The 15,978-nt window shown below is 58.7% G+C and carries 17 protein-coding genes; 11 read left to right on the top strand and 6 right to left on the bottom strand.

Annotated features, from left to right (window positions below; translation table 11 throughout):
- Positions 1-24 precede the first annotated feature (24 nt).
- Together ispE and lolB are read right to left on the bottom strand one after the other, a co-directional pair.
- Positions 25-894, bottom strand: coding sequence for a 4-(cytidine 5'-diphospho)-2-C-methyl-D-erythritol kinase (gene ispE / locus C2U54_RS18350; RefSeq protein ID WP_103179954.1), 870 nt, complete (start codon positions 892-894; stop codon positions 25-27).
- Positions 891-1,502, bottom strand: a complete 612-nt coding sequence (gene lolB / locus C2U54_RS18345) for a lipoprotein insertase outer membrane protein LolB (protein WP_103179953.1) — start codon at positions 1,500-1,502, stop codon at positions 891-893. The genes ispE and lolB overlap by 4 nt, the downstream gene beginning before the upstream one ends.
- A 221-nt stretch (positions 1,503-1,723) precedes the next feature.
- Between lolB and hemA the strand changes: the two genes are divergently transcribed.
- Genes hemA through kdsA form a run of 6 tightly spaced genes read left to right on the top strand, consistent with a single transcriptional unit; the run spans position 1,724 to position 7,027 of the window.
- Positions 1,724-2,980: a glutamyl-tRNA reductase gene (hemA, locus tag C2U54_RS18340; protein WP_103179952.1), complete on the top strand. Its 1,257-nt coding sequence runs from the start codon at positions 1,724-1,726 to the stop codon at positions 2,978-2,980.
- A gap of 42 nt (positions 2,981-3,022) precedes the next feature.
- The gene (gene prfA / locus C2U54_RS18335) at positions 3,023-4,105 is read left to right on the top strand and encodes a peptide chain release factor 1 (RefSeq protein WP_103179951.1); all 1,083 of its coding nucleotides are present in this window, start codon (positions 3,023-3,025) and stop codon (positions 4,103-4,105) included.
- Complete coding sequence (gene prmC / locus C2U54_RS18330; protein ID WP_103179950.1) at positions 4,105-4,938, top strand: peptide chain release factor N(5)-glutamine methyltransferase; 834 nt, start codon at positions 4,105-4,107, stop codon at positions 4,936-4,938. Before prfA ends, prmC begins: the two co-directional genes overlap by 1 nt.
- Positions 4,931-5,323, top strand: a complete 393-nt coding sequence (sirB2, locus tag C2U54_RS18325; RefSeq protein WP_103179949.1) for an invasion regulator SirB2 — start codon at positions 4,931-4,933, stop codon at positions 5,321-5,323. Before prmC ends, sirB2 begins: the two co-directional genes overlap by 8 nt.
- A gap of 3 nt (positions 5,324-5,326) precedes the next feature.
- A complete protein-coding gene (gene sirB1 / locus C2U54_RS18320; protein WP_103179948.1) occupies positions 5,327-6,136 on the top strand; it encodes an invasion regulator SirB1 in 810 nt (269 codons plus the stop codon).
- Positions 6,137-6,172: 36 nt separating this feature from the next.
- A complete protein-coding gene (gene kdsA / locus C2U54_RS18315) occupies positions 6,173-7,027 on the top strand; it encodes a 3-deoxy-8-phosphooctulonate synthase (RefSeq protein ID WP_103179947.1) in 855 nt (284 codons plus the stop codon).
- 113 nt (positions 7,028-7,140) lie between these two features.
- On the opposite strand, the gene chaA is transcribed toward kdsA, so the two are convergent.
- Positions 7,141-8,241 carry a sodium-potassium/proton antiporter ChaA gene (gene chaA / locus C2U54_RS18310; protein WP_103179946.1) on the bottom strand — a complete coding sequence of 367 codons (1,101 nt, stop codon included), beginning with the start codon at positions 8,239-8,241 and terminating at the stop codon, positions 7,141-7,143.
- 268 nt (positions 8,242-8,509) lie between these two features.
- On the opposite strand from chaA, the gene chaB reads away from it, so the two are divergent.
- Both chaB and C2U54_RS18300 read left to right on the top strand, forming a co-directional pair.
- Positions 8,510-8,740, top strand: coding sequence for a putative cation transport regulator ChaB (gene chaB / locus C2U54_RS18305; protein ID WP_103179945.1), 231 nt, complete (start codon positions 8,510-8,512; stop codon positions 8,738-8,740).
- A gap of 192 nt (positions 8,741-8,932) precedes the next feature.
- Positions 8,933-9,628, top strand: a complete 696-nt coding sequence (locus tag C2U54_RS18300; protein WP_103179944.1) for a gamma-glutamylcyclotransferase — start codon at positions 8,933-8,935, stop codon at positions 9,626-9,628.
- Positions 9,629-9,668: 40 nt separating this feature from the next.
- Here the strand turns inward: C2U54_RS18300 and C2U54_RS18295 are convergent, their stop codons facing one another.
- The 3 genes from C2U54_RS18295 to ychN all read right to left on the bottom strand — a co-directional run bounded on the left by C2U54_RS18295 (position 9,669) and on the right by ychN (position 12,367).
- Positions 9,669-9,911, bottom strand: a complete 243-nt coding sequence (locus C2U54_RS18295; protein WP_103179943.1) for a DUF1883 domain-containing protein — start codon at positions 9,909-9,911, stop codon at positions 9,669-9,671.
- A gap of 211 nt (positions 9,912-10,122) precedes the next feature.
- A complete protein-coding gene (locus C2U54_RS18290; RefSeq protein ID WP_103179942.1) occupies positions 10,123-11,907 on the bottom strand; it encodes a methyl-accepting chemotaxis protein in 1,785 nt (594 codons plus the stop codon).
- Positions 11,908-12,013: 106 nt separating this feature from the next.
- Positions 12,014-12,367 (bottom strand): DsrE/F sulfur relay family protein YchN, encoded by a 354-nt coding sequence (ychN, locus tag C2U54_RS18285; protein ID WP_103179941.1) that lies wholly within the window; start codon positions 12,365-12,367, stop codon positions 12,014-12,016.
- 73 nt (positions 12,368-12,440) lie between these two features.
- Here ychN and nasR point away from each other — a divergent pair, with 73 nt between their 5' ends.
- From nasR to ntrB, 3 genes are all read left to right on the top strand, one after another.
- The gene (gene nasR / locus C2U54_RS18280; protein WP_103179940.1) at positions 12,441-13,607 is read left to right on the top strand and encodes a nitrate regulatory protein NasR; all 1,167 of its coding nucleotides are present in this window, start codon (positions 12,441-12,443) and stop codon (positions 13,605-13,607) included.
- 228 nt (positions 13,608-13,835) lie between these two features.
- Positions 13,836-15,083: a CmpA/NrtA family ABC transporter substrate-binding protein gene (locus tag C2U54_RS18270; RefSeq protein WP_103179939.1), complete on the top strand. Its 1,248-nt coding sequence runs from the start codon at positions 13,836-13,838 to the stop codon at positions 15,081-15,083.
- Between the two features lies 1 nt (position 15,084).
- On the top strand, positions 15,085-15,972 hold the full coding sequence (gene ntrB / locus C2U54_RS18265) for a nitrate ABC transporter permease (RefSeq protein ID WP_103179938.1): 888 nt from the start codon (positions 15,085-15,087) through the stop codon (positions 15,970-15,972).
- Positions 15,973-15,978 lie beyond the last annotated feature (6 nt).

The following is a 15,978-nucleotide window of genomic DNA, read 5'->3' as shown; positions in this document are numbered from 1 at the left end:
AACGTCTGGAACAGGGTGACGTTGTCACCGAAACTCAGATTGCGCCAGAATGGCCTGCTGTAGCGGGGAGATATTCATACCGCGCGCCACGAAACCATGCAGCCACTCTGGAGCCAGCTCGAGCACCTGACGTGCAGCGGATTCCGTATCAAATTCAGCAAAGACACAGGCTCCTGTGCCAGTCAGGCGCGACGGCGCGTATTCTAACAGCCAGGAAAGCGCTTCATCAACCTCGCGAAAACGTTTTCTTGCGATATCCTCGCAATCGTTGCTGAATTCACATTTTAATAACGTTTCTATTGACCGGACGGGGGTATCGCGTGGAAGGTCCGGATCTTTAAAGATAACCGGGGTAGGGATGCTGACGCCCGGGTGGGCGACCAGGTACCATTTTTCCGCGGGTTCGGCCGGGGAGAGGATCTCGCCCACCCCTTCGGCAAAGGCCGCATGCCCCCGGACAAACACCGGCACGTCGGCCCCGAGCGTTAACCCGAGCGCGGCCAGTTCATCCACCGAGAGATCGCAGCCCCAGAGGTGATTGAGCACCACCAGTACGGTAGCGGCATTTGACGAGCCCCCGCCGAGCCCGCCGCCCATCGGCAACCTTTTCTCCACGCGGATATCCGCGCCGCTGCCCGCCGGCAGGCGTCCGCTTTGCTGCGCCGCCGCCATCAGCATCCGGGCAGCACGGACGATCAGGTTATCTTCATCGGCCACGCCCTCCACCGGGGTGAGCAGACGAAGCTGCCCATCCTGACGCGGTTCAATCGAAATGGTGTCGCCGTAGTCGATAAACTGAAACAGCGTCTGCAGGGTGTGATAGCCGTCCGCACGCTGGCCGGTGATGTATAAAAACAGGTTAAGTTTTGCGGGTGAAGGCCAGTGGGTCATCATTTGACAATCCAGTTATCCATCTTCAGCTTGATGCGCTGGCCGCCTTCGGTCAATTCCAGGCTGGTTGGCAGGGCCGGTTTGGTGTTGCTGTCGTAGCCGCCATAGACCACGTGCCAGTTTTTACCGTTCTGGCTGTAGTTCACTTCACTCAGACGATACTGGTCGTCGAGTTTGTAATCGGTGGCGTCGCCCGGCAGGCCGAGGATCCACTGGCGCAGGCTGGTAATCGGAATCGGCATCCCGGTCAGCTTGCCGATCATCTCTTCGGCATCGGTACCGGTATATTTCTGCCCTTTATTATCGGTGATTTGCGCGCTGCCTGGCTGGGCAATCAGCTCCATCTCGGTGCTCCCCACCGGGTTGAGCAACAGCAGGCGATAGCGATCCTGGCCGGTCTGCTGCCAGAAGAAGCGGGCATACACTTTCTGCTGATCCGACAGATATGCAAAGGCACCGCGGGTCTGGTACTGGCTTAAACCACGCACCTCCTGCTGGTGCTGACGCCACTGCGGTGAGTCAGGGCTTTTGCCTGGCCCTTTGGGCGGCGTAATGGAACATGCGGTAAGTACCAGCGCGGCGAGAGGCAGGAGGCGAATCAGTCTGGTCATAATAATGACAAATCCTTGAGATACGTGACGGTTATAACCCTTAATGCTAGCGCCCGGTAGCGGGAGCGTCTACGCTCAAGTTGTCCTAAATCATCAAATTAGCGGTTAATAACAACTAATAACCTATTACTCCGAAAGGGGGCAGTCTCTTTTATTGATCTCGCGCATCCTGTATGATGCGCCCTGCTAACCCTATTAACGCTGGTACTACTCCCGCTCATATGACCCTTTTAGCACTCGGTATTAACCACAAAACGGCCCCGGTTTCACTGCGAGAACGCGTCACGTTTTCGCCGGATACGCTCGACCAGGCGCTGGAAAGTCTGCTTGCCCAGCCGATGGTGCAGGGGGGCGTGGTGCTGTCGACGTGCAACCGTACTGAGCTCTATCTCAGCGTGGAAGAGCAGGACAACCTGCACGAAGCGTTGATCCGCTGGTTATGCGAATACCACAACCTGAACGAAGAAGAGCTGAGTAACAGCCTCTACTGGCATCAGGATAACGATGCGGTCAGCCATCTGATGCGCGTGGCCAGCGGCCTTGATTCGCTGGTGCTCGGCGAGCCGCAGATCCTCGGACAGGTTAAAAAAGCGTTTGCCGACTCGCAAAAAGGCCACCTTAAGGCCAGCGAGCTGGAGCGCATGTTCCAGAAATCCTTCTCTGTCGCTAAGCGAGTGCGAACCGAAACCGACATTGGCGCCAGTGCCGTTTCCGTTGCGTTTGCCGCCTGTACGCTGGCGCGCCAGATCTTTGAATCCCTCTCGACGGTCTCTGTGCTGCTGGTTGGCGCAGGCGAAACCATCGAGCTGGTCGCGCGTCATCTGCGCGAACACAAAGTGAAGAAGATGATTATCGCCAACCGCACCCGCGAACGCGCCCAGGCGCTGGCGGATGAGGTCGGCGCGGAAGTGATTGCCCTCAGCGACATCGACGCCCGTCTCAACGAGGCGGATATCATCATCAGCTCCACCGCCAGCCCGCTGCCGATTATCGGCAAAGGTATGGTCGAGCGCGCCCTTAAGTCCCGCCGGAATCAGCCGATGCTGCTGGTGGACATCGCCGTTCCGCGTGATGTCGAACCGGAAGTGGGCAAGCTGGCGAACGCCTATCTCTACAGCGTGGACGATCTGCAAAGCATCATTTCCCACAATCTCGCCCAGCGTAAAGCGGCGGCGGTGCAGGCCGAAACGATTGTCGAGCAGGAAACCAGCGAATTTATGGCCTGGCTGCGCGCGCAAAGCGTCAGCGAGACGATTCGCGAATACCGCGGTCAGGCGGAACAGGTACGTAATGAACTGACTGCCAAAGCGATGGCGGCCCTGGAGCAGGGCGGCGATCCGCAGGTCATCATGCAGGAACTGGCATGGAAACTGACCAACCGTTTGATCCATGCCCCAACCAAATCACTTCAACAGGCTGCCCGTGACGGGGACGACGAACGCCTGAATATTCTGCGCGACAGCCTCGGGCTGGAATAGCGCGCCATACCCATTTTATAATTAAAAGGTGCACTTACGCCTATGAAGCCCTCTATTGTCGCCAAACTGGAAGCGCTGCACGAGCGCCATGAAGAAGTTCAGGCGCTGCTCGGCGATGCCGCGACCATTGCCGACCAGGAACGTTTCCGCGCCCTGTCGCGCGAATATGCGCAATTAAGTGACGTTGCGCGCTGCTTTACCGACTGGCAGCAGGTTCAGGAAGATATTGAAACCGCGCAGATGATGCTCGACGACCCGGAAATGCGCGAGATGGCGCAGGAAGAGTTGCAGGAGGCGAAAGTCCGCTCCGAAGAGATGGAACAGCAGCTTCAGGTGCTTCTGCTGCCAAAAGATCCGGACGATGAACGCAACGCCTTTGTCGAAGTCCGCGCCGGAACCGGCGGGGATGAAGCGGCCCTGTTTGCCGGGGATCTGTTCCGCATGTACAGCCGCTACGCCGAGTCGCGTCGCTGGCGTGTGGAGATCATGAGCGCCAACGAAGGCGAACATGGTGGCTATAAAGAAGTGATCGCCAAAATCAGCGGCGAGGGCGTATATGGTCGCCTGAAGTTTGAGTCCGGCGGCCATCGCGTCCAGCGCGTCCCGGCCACCGAATCCCAGGGGCGTATCCACACCTCCGCCTGCACCGTGGCGGTGATGCCCGAGCTGCCGGAAGCTGAGCTGCCGGACATTAACCCGGCGGATTTGCGTATCGATACTTTCCGCTCCTCCGGCGCGGGCGGTCAGCACGTTAACACCACCGACTCCGCGATCCGTATTACCCACCTGCCAACCGGCATCGTGGTGGAGTGTCAGGACGAACGTTCCCAGCATAAAAACAAAGCCAAAGCGCTCTCGGTGCTGGGTGCCCGTATCCATGCCGCAGAGATGGCGAAACGCCAGCAGGCGGAAGCCTCAACCCGTCGCAACCTGCTGGGCAGCGGCGATCGCAGCGATCGCAACCGCACCTATAACTTCCCGCAGGGTCGCGTGACCGATCACCGCATCAACCTGACCCTCTATCGTCTGGATGAGACGATGGAAGGCAAACTGGATCTGCTGATCGAACCTATCGTGCAGGAGTACCAGGCCGACCAGCTGGCAGCGCTGGCAGAGCAGGATTAATGGATTTTCAGCACTGGCTACAGCAGGCGATAAGCACGCTGGCGGGGAGCGAAAGCCCCCGTCGCGATGCGGAGATCCTGCTGGAGCATGTGACGGGCAAAGCACGCACCTGGATTCTCGCCTTTGGCGAAACAGCGCTTACCGCCGATCAGCAAAGAGAGCTTGATGCACTCCTCGCCCGGCGCAAAACCGGCGAGCCGGTGGCGCACCTGGTGGGCGAACGTGAGTTCTGGTCGCTGCCGCTCTATGTCTCTGCTGCAACGCTAATTCCCCGTCCCGATACCGAATGCCTGGTGGAGCAGGCGCTGGCGAGATTGCCCGCCACCCCCGCGCGCATTCTGGATCTCGGCACCGGCACCGGGGCCATCGCCCTGGCGCTGGCCAGCGAGCGTCCGGACTGTCAGGTGACGGCAGTAGATCTCATGCCCGATGCGGTGGCGCTGGCACAGCGTAACCTTGAGCGCCTGGCGTTAAAGAATGTGACGGTGCAGCAGAGCAGCTGGTTTACCGCTCTTGCTGACCAGCAGTTTGAGATGATCGTCAGTAACCCGCCCTATATCGATGAGTGCGATCCGCATCTCGGCGAAGGGGATGTGCGCTTTGAACCGCGCAGCGCGCTGGTTGCGGCGGATCACGGACTGGCAGATCTCAGCCATATTATTATCCAGTCTCGCCAACACCTGGTCAGCAATGGCTGGCTGCTGCTCGAGCATGGCTGGACGCAGGGCGAAGCGGTGCGCAATCTCTTCCTGCAGGCCGGTTTTGCCCAGGTTGAAACCTGTCGCGACTATGGCGGCAACGAGCGCCTGACCGTGGGCAAGTGGCATGAATAGCTTCTCTGTACTGATCGCCCTGCACCTGACGGCAGTCGTCCTGACCGTCACGTTTTTTGCGCTGCGTTACTGGTGGCGTTACAGCAATAACGCCCTTATCAACGCGCGCTGGGTGCGGGTTCTGCCGCACTGCATCGACACCGTGCTGTTTCTTTCCGGCGCAGGGTTGATGTGGGTGACCGGTTATCTGCCGTTTACAGATGAAGGGTCATGGCTGACTGAAAAGCTGTTTGGCGTTATCATCTACATCGTTTTGGGTTTTATTGCGCTGGGGCGTCATCGTCCGCGCAGCCAGCAGGCGGGGTTTGTTGCCTTTCTGCTGGGGCTGGTGGTGCTGTACATCATCATTAAACTCGCCACCACAAGAATACCGATACTGGGGTAAGTCATGGAGTCCTTGGCCGATTTCGAATTTAACAAAGTGCCGCTGTGCGATGGAATGATTAAGGTATCAGAGATGATCCGCGATGATTTCATTTCACAATACGTCTACGATGAACTGGAGAAACTGGTGAGTCTGGCGCGTGAAGAGATTAATCAGGCGCGCCCTCAGGACTGGCAACTGGAGAAACTGATTGAGCTTTTTTATGGCGAGTGGGGCTTTTGCGATACGCGTGGCGTGTATCGGCTCTCCGACGCGCTGTGGCTCGATCAGGTACTGAAAAACCGTCAGGGCAGCGCTGTCTCCCTGGGGGCGATTTTATTATGGGTGGCGCACCGTCTTGATATTCCGCTGGTGCCGGTCATCTTCCCGACGCAGATGCTGCTGCGCGCCGAGTGGCTGGACGGCGAGATGTGGTTAATCAATCCCTTTAATGGCGACACGCTCGACGATCACACGCTGGATGTCTGGCTGAAGGGCAACATCAGCCCGATGGCGGAGCTCTACAACGAAGATCTGGACGAAGCGGATAACGCCGAGGTGGTTCGCAAGCTGCTGGACACCCTGAAGTCAGCGTTGATGGAAGAGCGGCAGATGGAGCTGGCCTTGCGTGCCAGTGAGGTGTTGCTGCAGTTTAACCCGGAAGATCCTTACGAGATCCGCGATCGCGGCCTTATCTACGTGCAGCTTGAGTGTGACCACGTTGCGCTGAATGATTTGAGCTATTTTGTTGAGCAGTGTCCGGAAGATCCGATCAGCGAAATGATCCGCGCGCAGATTAATTCCATCGCGCACAAACAGATTACACTGCATTAATCTTAATTCCGATTCACACCTGAATAAGGCGATCCTATGAAACAAAAAGTGGTTAGCATTGGCGATATCAACGTGGCGAACGACCTGCCGTTCGTGCTGTTCGGCGGCATGAACGTACTGGAATCCCGCGACCTCGCGATGCGTATCTGCGAACACTACGTCACCGTGACCCAGAAGCTGGGTATCCCGTATGTGTTTAAGGCCTCTTTTGACAAAGCCAACCGCTCCTCTATTCGCTCTTACCGTGGCCCGGGCCTCGAAGAGGGGATGAAAATTTTCCAGGAGCTGAAGCAGACCTTTGGCGTAAAAGTGATCACCGACGTCCATGAAGCAAGCCAGGCGCAGCCTGTGGCAGACGTGGTTGACGTGATCCAGCTGCCCGCGTTCCTCGCCCGTCAGACCGATCTGGTCGAAGCGATGGCGAAAACCGGCGCCGTCATCAACGTGAAAAAACCACAGTTCGTCAGCCCAGGCCAGATGGGGAACATCGTCGATAAGTTTATCGAAGGCGGTAACGACCAGGTGATCCTCTGCGACCGTGGTTCCAACTTCGGTTATGACAACCTGGTGGTGGACATGCTGGGCTTCAGCGTGATGAAAAATGTCTCTAACCAGTCGCCGGTCATCTTCGACGTGACCCATGCTCTGCAGTGCCGCGACCCGTTTGGCGCAGCCTCAGGCGGCCGTCGTGCTCAGGTTACCGAACTGGCGCGCGCCGGTATGGCGACCGGTCTGGCGGGTCTGTTTATCGAAGCGCATCCGGATCCTGCCAACGCCAAGTGCGACGGCCCATCCGCGCTGCCGCTGGACAAGCTGGAGCCGTTCCTGAAGCAGATTAAGGCGATTGACGATCTGGTCAAGAGCTTTGAAGAGCTGGATACCAGCAACTAATAAAAAAACCCGCTTCGGCGGGTTTTTTTATGCGCTTATTGCCGGGTGGCGCTGCGCTTACCCGGCCTACAAAACCCGTAGGCCCTGCAAGCGAAGCGCCGCTGGGCAAAGGACTAGGCAAATATCGTCATCAGATAGGCCGCAAACAATGCCAGGTGCGCCGCACCGTTGAGCACGTTGGTGCGCCCGGTGGAAAATGAAATCTGGCACAGCAGTAGCGACGCCAACATCACAATCATCTCCGGTGCACCAAGGCTAAACATCAACTCGTTACCGGTAAGAAGGGCAATCAGCGTCACCACCGGCACGGTCAGGGAGATGGTCGCCAGCACCGAGCCAAAGAAGAGGTTCATGGCACGCTGCACCTGGTTATTCAGCACGGCACGTAATGCCCCCAGTCCTTCCGGGGAGAGGATCAGCAGCGCCACCAGGAAGCCGGTAAAGGCCACCGGCGCGTTCATCGCCGTCAACAGTGTCTCCAGCGGTGCGGCATTCATCTTGGTGACTGCAATGACCGCAATCAGATGCACCACCAGCCAGACCGTATGCCACAGGCTGCTGTGCGCGGACGGCTTGCCGTGGTGCGGGTCATCGTCGTCGCTCTCATCTTCATGCTCATAGACGAAGAGACTCTGGTGCGTTTTGGTCTGGATCAGCAGAAACACGCCGTACATCGCCGCAGAAATCAGCGCCACGAGCAGGGCCTGGCCGGTAGTGAAATTGGCCCCCGGCAGCGCCATCGGGAATACCAGCACGATAATCGCCAGCGGGAAGAGGGCGATCAGATACTGCTTAATACCAAACAGGTTCAGATATTGCGTTGCGAATTTGCGCCCGCCCAGCAGCAGCGAGAAGCCGACCAGCCCGCCGGTGACAATCATAATGATGGAGTAGAGCGTATCGCGCATCAGGGTAGGTGCGGCGTCACCGGTCGCCATCAGAGCGGAAATAAGGCTCACTTCGAGAATAACGACGGAAAGACTTAAAATCAGGGAACCGTAGGGTTCGCCCAGGCGGTGGGCCAGCACGTCGGCATGGCGTACAACGCTAAAAGCACTGCTCAGAATACCCACAAGGGCCAGAATATTAATCCCGATGACCACTGGCAGTGACTGCGCGCTTCCCCAGAAGAACAGCACGGCCAGGGCCAGCACCGGGAAAATGAGAGACGTCTCCTTATGACGGGTTTTCACCGTCTCGTGTGCGGTTGTCATGTAATTCTCCGTTTTGGCAGGTGCTTGTAATTATAGACAGAAAGTGAGGAGCTTAAATTAACAGATCGCCGTTAATCTCTGAGTATCTTTTACTTAATTTTACGGTACAGGGGAATTATTTCACGAGAGCGTCATAATAATATATTTTTGTTAAATAGGGTCTTAATAACAGTAGATTAAGAAACTGAAATCCAGGATTATCGATTCGACTGGAAGCCTTCGGTATTGTCGACCACACTTATTAAGTGAATAAAAAGAGGGGGTTGCTATGCCATACAAATCGAAAACTGATTTACCGGATAACGTTAAGAACGTACTGCCTGCCCACGCGCAGGATATCTACAAAGAAGCCTTTAACAGCGCCTGGGATCAGTACAAAGATAAAGAGGACCGCCGGGGCGATGACAGTCGTGAGGAGACCGCACACAAGGTGGCCTGGGCGGCGGTGAAGCAGGATTACGAAAAGGGAGACGATGATAAGTGGCACAAGAAGAAATAGTCATTGCTTAGTTGGCTGTGCTTAATAGTTTGCACCGTCGGCTTTGACTTTTAAGGCGGTCGGCCTCGCGCTCTGTTGCACCCGGCGAGATTATTGCATATCGTCACCCTACTGCTTTCTAATTGAGCAGTAAAAGGACCCGGAAGGTTCATAAAGTGAGGGCAGGGATGCAGGCAGTGGCGGAGGTGCAATATGTTAACGCGTGATTTTCTTATGAAGGCCGACTGCAGAACGGCCTTTGGTGCGATCGAAGAGTCGCTTCTGTGGTCAGCCGAGCAGCGCGCAGCGTCGCTGGCTGCGACCCTGGCCTGCCGTCCGGACAACGGTCCGGTATGGCTCTTCGGCTACGGTTCCCTGATGTGGAACCCGGCGCTGGAGTATGTTGAATCGGCAACCGGGACGCTTCCGGGCTGGCATCGAGCCTTCTGTTTGCGCCTGACCGCCGGACGCGGCAGCGCCTGCCAGCCAGGCCGTATGCTTGCACTGAAAGAGGGCGGACGCACCACCGGCGTGGCCTACCGTCTGCCGGATGCGACCCTGGAAGAGGAGCTGGCGCTGCTGTGGAAGCGTGAGATGATCACTGGCTGCTATATGCCGAGCTGGTGTCGGCTGGAGCTGGATGATGGACGCACCGTTAACGCCCTGGTCTTTATTATGGATCCGCGCCATCCGCTGTTTGAGGCCGACACGCGCGCGCAGGTCATCGCCCCGCTGATTGCCGCCGCCAGTGGCCCGCTTGGCACCAACGCACAATATCTCTTCTCGCTCGATCAGGAGCTGACGCGTCTCGGCATGCAGGATGATTGTCTGAACGAGCTGGTGTCGCGGGTGCGGGCATTGCTGGATAACGAATCGCCGGAAAGCCAGCTGCGCCCCGGCTTTGCCTGAAAAAAAGCCCGGTGACAGTGCGCCACCGGGCGAAGAATGATCAGGCTGCGACGTAGCTGATGGAGTGCTCAAGCGACTGGCTGTGGCTGTCGATGAGCACCTCCCAGGTTCCGGTATAAGGCACCGTCAGCCAGGCGTTGTCTTTGTCCTGTACGCTTAAAATATCTGCCTGCGTTTTGCGTGGTGCTTTATTACTCATCAGATGAATATGACAACGCTCTGAGCAGCGCACCACGACCGTATCCCCGCCAAACAACTTTAGACTTGCTTTTACCAGTGCCATTTTTTTACCCCGTATCCGAAACAACGCTCTCCTTGCGGCTAATCCTGAGCGTGATGTTGTTCACAATTCACTCATGGCATAACACCAAAGGGGAAGGGCCGGGGTGCTGATTTTGATCAAAAAATGGCGTAAGCCTTAAACAAAAATGACAAAATGCCTGAAAGCGCGCAGCGAACATCGCTTTACGCGGCTTTCAGGCAGCGGATTAACATTAAATGCGGAAATGACCGGCGGTTTCAGCGAGGTCGCCTGCCTGACCCTGAAGGGCGCTGGCGGCGGCAGCCGACTGCACCACCAGTTCGGCGTTTTGCTGCACCATACTGTCCAGATTGAGCACCGCGCGGTTAATCTCCTGAATGCCTTTCATCTGCTCGCTGGTCGCCACGGTGATCTCCCGCATGATCCCCGACATGCTGCCAATGCTGGTGACGATCTCATTCATGCTCTGCCCGGCAAGATGCACATAGCGCGAACCGGTCGCCACGCTGTCGGTGGTAGAGTCGATCAGGCTTTTGATCTCTTTTGCCGCCTGGGCGCTGCGGCTGGCGAGATTGCGCACTTCGCCCGCCACCACGGCAAAGCCGCGCCCTTGCTCACCGGCACGCGCCGCTTCAACCGAGGCGTTCAGCGCCAGAATGTTGGTCTGGAAAGCAATGCCGTCAATCACGCTGGTGATGTCGCCAATTTTGGTCGAGGCGGCTTCGATGGACTGCATGGTGGTGATCGCCTGCGACACCACGTTGCCGCCCCGCGTCGCGGCCTCGGCAGCTTTGCCCGCCTGCTCGTTCGCCACGGCGGCAGATTCGGTGGACTGCGCCACGGAGGCGGTGATCTGCTCCACGGCGCTGGCGGTTTCACGCAGGCTGGAGGCGGCCCGCTCGGTGCGGCCAGAGAGATCCTGGTTCCCGGCGGCAATCTCCTGGGCGGCGTTCTTCACCGAGGCGCTGGCGTCGCGCAACTGCACCATCACCACCGCGAGTTTATCGCTGAAGGCGTTAAAGGCATGGGCGATCTGCGCCACCTCATCGTCACCTTTCTCCGGCAGACGCTGGGAGAGATCGTTGGTGCCGTTGGCAATGGCGTGCATCGCATCGCGAATATCTGACAGGCGCTTCAGCAGGCGGGCAATCACGAAATGCACAACCACCGCGCTGAGCAGCACCAGCACAACCAGCGACAGGGAGGAGGCTTTCAACAGGGTACGCATACCTGTCGTCGCATCATCGCTGTCAAGCGCGACAATCAGCTGCCACTGGGTACCGGCAATCGGGGTTGCGGAGAAGGTTTTCGCCACGCCGTTGTACTCCCCCTCGGCGCTGTTGCCATTCTTTAGCGCAGCCAGATCGACGCCGCTGATGACCGCTTTAAAGGGCTTTAAGGTCAGCTCGGGATCGCTGGCGGCAATGACCGAACCCTCGCTGTCAACCAGCAGCCCGCTGCTGGCTGGCGTCGGATGGATGCCGCGCACGTTGGCGATCACGCTGTCCATCGCCACATCGCCCGCCAGCACCGCTTTCAGCTCGCCGTTCTCTTTCACCGGCACGGCGAAAGTGACCACCAGCTTTTTGGTGCCGGTATCCACATACGGGACGGTGACGATGGCGCGATCCTCTCTCACCGCCTGCTGATACCACGGACGCACCGTTGGATCGTAGTCGGCAGGTACCCCTTCAGGATTGGAAAACTTCGCGGTTTTGCTGGCGTAGCCGGCATAGACGTTGATAAACCCGCCCGCCTGCGCCAGCTGTTTAAACATCGGTACCGGATCGTCGGTCAGGACGACGTTCTGCAGGGAGTTGATCATCAGCGTCTTGCTGCTGACCCAGTCGGCAATCGCCATGCTGTGGCTGGCGCTGGTGCTGGCCAGTATCGAACGTTGGGACTGTTGATTATCCTGACGCGTGACCTGGAAATTAATCACGGTATTCAGTAAAAGCGCGGCGATCAGACATCCGACCGTCGCCGCAATAATACGAGCGCGAATTGACCTGAACATAATGAAATACCTGCTGTGTTGTTGTAAAAAGCCTATCGGCATCGGGCAGGCAAACTTGAAGCTGGAACCGCGCTCATAAGAAAAAAATATTTTTGTTAATGCATTATTAGAAAGTTAATAGTTTATCCGCGGATAGCGTCCACTGCGCCAGCTCCACCAGGGTGCCAATCTCCACCCCGTCGATCAGCGGCAGGGCGCTGATACCGCGGCCATCGGCGCAGGTTTTGCACAGCTTCACCGGCACGTTCTGCGCCGTCAGGATCTCCAGCATCTGCTGGATATTGTAGCCCTCCGCCGGTTTTTGCCCCCGCAGTCCGGCTGTGACCGCGTCGGACATCAAAAACAGGCGCAGATCCAGGTCGCTCTCCTGCTCGCGTAAGGCAATCGCCAGTCGCAGGCTGTTGAACAGCGATTCGCTGCCATAGGCCGCACCGTTAGCGACAATCACAATCTTCTGCATGTTGACTCCTGAATAATGAAAAGGCATGAAAATTGCTTCTCTCTTCGGCAGACACTGACCCGGGAGAGTAAGCATGACGATAAACAGAGGCCGTCCACCCGGCGCCACGGAATGGTTCCAGCAGGCCAGGCTGCTGCGTAAACAGCAGCTGTGCAAGCTGGCACAACTGGGCACGCTGGTGAGCCGGATCAGCCATCTTGCGCACATGCTACAGTGCGAGCGGGGCGCCTCCAACATCTGGCTCTGTTCCGAAGGGGCGCTCTATGCCCTGGAGTGTAAAGCCAGCCGCGCGCTGGTAGACGAGCATGTGCAGGCGCTGCACCAGGCGCTCGGCTCGCCGGTGATGGCCAGCGGTGCCCTGTGCGAGCGGGTGGCCAACGCCCTGCAAAGTCTGGAGCAGCTTCCCGCGCTGCGTGAGGCCATTACGGCTTGCGCGCTGCCCGCTACGGCGGCGATGGAGCGTTATAGCCGTATGCTGCGAAACCTGCTCAGTATTGTGCCGCAACTCAATGACAGCATTGATAACCCGCAAATCGCGGGCAGATTTGTTGCGCTCTACAGCCTGATGCAGGGCAAAGAGCTGGTGGGGCAGGAGCGGGCGCTGGGAGCGATTGGCTTTACCCAGGGCTTTTTCAGCGATGAGATGCGCCAGACGCTGGTAGACAGAATCGACGGCCAGCAAACCTGTTTCGAGGTCTTCCTCTCCCTGACCCCTCCCAGCCTGCACGATCCTTTCAACCTCAGCGTACCGGGGGCGGAGGTCGAACAGCTGCGGCGGCTGGCCTGTACCCGGCAACCCGCCGCGGATCAGGGGGTGCTGGCGCTGCACTGGTTCTCGCTGCAAACCGAACGCCTCGAACATCTGCGCACCCTGGAGGAGATGCAGATCGCCGATCTGATGCTGGCGGTGGAGTCGCTGATTAGCCAGGCTGACGACGAGCCGCCCGCAGAGCCGCAGACGGCGGAGCCGCTGGCCCTCTATCCGCAAAAACCGCTGCTGCCGCTGGTGCGCCAGCAGGCGCAGGAGATCGAGCAGCTCTCCCGCCAGCTGGCCTCGATGCGCGACACGCTGGAGGAGCGCAAGGTGATCGACAAGGCCAAAAGCGTGTTGATGACCCATCAGCAGATGAGTGAGGAGCAGGCCTGGTGCCAGCTGCGCAAGATGGCGATGGATAAAAATCAACGGATGGTGGATATCGCCCGCGCGTTGCTGACGGTCAAAGCCCTGTGGCAGCAGTAAATGCACCCCGGATGGGCAACGCCTGCATGGTTGAGGTGCGTTCTCGCTGTCGGCAGGCAGAAAAACCCCGTTATTTAAGCCTTTAAAACCTGGCATCACCCTTGCATTAATCAACATAACAATTCTGACGACGCGCCAACGGCGGTGTGTCGTTTTTGAGGATAAAGGCGTCCTGCGGTGCTTCGGCACTGCCGGGCGCTTTTTTTTGCCATTTTTTCAGGAGTGAGCATGGTGGAATGGACAAGACGGCGTTTTTTACAGGCCAGTGCGCTGGCGGGCGGGACGCTGATGGTGCCGGGATTGATGCAGAGCGCATGGGCCGCGGGCTCCGATAAACCGGAGCTGGAGACGGTGCGCGTCGGCTTTATCCCGCTGACCGACTGCGCGCCGCTGGCGATCGCGGCCTGGAAAGGGTTCGATAAGAAATATGGCTTCACCCTGGTGCCGAGCAAAGAGGCGAGCTGGGCGGCGGTGCGCGACAAGCTGGTGGCCGGGGAGCTGGACGCAGCGCACATTCTCTATGGCCTGCTGTATGGCCTGGAGTTGGGGATCGCCGGTAAACCTAAACCGATGGCCAACCTGATGACCCTCAACCGGAACGGGCAGGCGATCACCCTGTCGAGCGATCTGGCTCAGCAGGGCGTGCGCGACGTCGAGGGGCTGAAGAAGCTCATCGCCCGGGAGGCACCGGGCACCTACACCTTCGCCCACACCTTTCCCACCGGCACCCATGCCATGTGGCTCTACTACTGGCTGGCGAGCGCAGGCATCAACCCCTTCGACGACGTGCGCACCGTGGTGGTGCCGCCGCCGCAGATGGTGATGAACATGCGCATCGGCAATATGGTTGGCTTCTGCGTCGGCGAGCCGTGGAACGCCCGCGCTATTAACGATCGCATCGGCTTTACCGCCGCCACCTCCCAGTCCATCTGGCCGGAACATCCGGAAAAAGTGCTCGGCACCCGCCACGAGTGGGTTGAGCAATATCCGAACACGGCCCGGGCGCTGGTCAGCGCCCTGCTGGAGGCCCAGCGCTGGATCGACGCCTCACCGCAGAACAAAGAGGAGACCGCGCAGCTGCTGGCCCGGCGCGCCTGGCTCAACACCAAAGAGCAGTACCTCACGGGCCGGATGCTGGGCGAATACGATAGCGGAACCGGCAACCGCTGGCAGGATGCCAACCCGATCCGCTTCTTTGAGGAGGGGGCGGTGAGCTACCCGTTGCACTCCGACGGAATTTGGTTCCTGACCCAGTTCCGCCGCTGGGGACTGCTGAAAACCGACCCGGATTACGCCGCTATCGCCCAGCGCATCAACCGCACCGACATCTGGCAGGAGGCCGCCACTGCCGTGGGCGGCATTCGCGCACCTTCATCGCCGCTGCGCACCAGCACCTTAATGGACGGCACCGTCTGGGACGGCACCGATCCGAAGGGTTACGCCAACCGTTTCGCCATTCACCGTACAGGGGCCTGATATGAAAAACGTCAACATTAAAGCCGCACCCGCCATACCCGCCGAGCCGGTCAGCGGGGAAGTGATCGCCCTGCCGCCGGTGCAGGTCCGCCGCCGTACTCCGGGGTTTGCCCGCCGGACCAACGATCTGCTCCAGCGCATCATTCCGGCGCTGCTTGGCCTGGGATTACTGGTGATCGCCTGGCAACTGGCGGCTATCAACAGCAAAGGGTTCCCGACGCCGCTCAGCACCCTGGACTCGGCCATCACGCTGTTTGCCGATCCGTTCTACCGCGATGGCCCCAATGACATGGGAGTGGGCTGGAACGTGCTGGCCTCGTTGCAGCGTGTCGCTATCGGCTTTGGCCTGGCAGCGATCGTCGGCATCCCGCTGGGCTTTATGATTGGCCGGTTTACCTTTATGTCCCGCATGTTCACCCCGCTGATTGCGCTGCTGCGCCCGGTCAGCCCGCTGGCATGGCTGCCCATCGGCCTGCTGCTGTTCCAGAAGGCGGAGCCTGCCTCCAGCTGGACCATTTTTATCTGCTCGATCTGGCCGATGGTCATCAACACCGCCGAAGGGGTGCGCCGTATCCCGGAAGATTGCCTCAACGTGGCGCGGGTGTTGCAGCTCTCCGAGTGGACGGTGATGCGCCGCATTCTCTTCCCGGCCGTGCTGCCTGCGGTGCTGACCGGGGTGCGGCTCTCCATTGGCATCGCCTGGCTGGTGATCGTCGCCGCCGAGATGCTCACCGGGGGGCTGGGGATCGGCTTCTGGATCTGGAACGAGTGGAACAACCTCAACGTCGAAAACATTCTCATCGCCATCGTCATTATCGGCGTGGTGGGTTTGCTGCTGGAGCAGGGGCTGATGCTCATCGCCCGCCGTTTCAGCTGGCAGGAAAAATAAGGAGCA

The organism is Leclercia sp. LSNIH1, assembly GCF_002902985.1.
In the GTDB taxonomy this organism is placed as follows: domain Bacteria; phylum Pseudomonadota; class Gammaproteobacteria; order Enterobacterales; family Enterobacteriaceae; genus Enterobacter.
This window is presented reverse-complemented; position numbering and strand designations above follow the sequence as displayed.